The sequence below is a fragment of the Streptomyces sp. AC627_RSS907 genome, assembly GCF_019049165.1.
Window position 1 is genome coordinate 924 of sequence record NZ_JAGMUE010000452.1, and the last position, 452, is coordinate 1,375.

Consider the following 452-nt stretch of genomic DNA (forward strand, 5'->3'; position numbering starts at 1 on the left):
GGGGGCCGGGATCTGGCCGGCCGGGGTGTCGTTGCGGCCGGAGGAGGCAGCCGTGGGCCCGTGTCCTGCTCTCGTGGTCTGGTCGCCGCCCGGTGCCGGTGTGGGTGCTGGTGTGGGTGCGGGCGGAGGCGTCGGTGTGGAGGGTGTGGACGGGGGAGTGGTCGTGGGGCCGGTCAGGGTGGTGTCCGGTATGGAGACGGGTGCGGGCTGTTCCTGGCCGGGCTGCTGGGCGGCCGGTTGCTCCGTCTCGGGGATGTGGGTCGGGTTGTTGGGGTCGGTTTCCGTTGGCAGGGGCTGGGGTCCCGTGCCGGCGAGCGGGCGGGAGGGGCCCGGGTGGGGGTCGTTGGTTCCGGTGCCCAGGGGGCCGGCGGGGCCGGTGGACGGCAGGACGGGCGTGTCGACCGGGGAGGGGCCGGTGGTGGGGGGAAGGGGCGTGTCGACCGGGAAGACGC

Annotated in this window: 1 pseudogene; it reads right to left on the reverse strand. The window is 76.1% G+C overall.

From position 1 onward, the window contains the following. Positions 1-452: pseudogene (locus tag KUM32_RS36420) on the reverse strand (hypothetical protein); the annotation flags it as partial.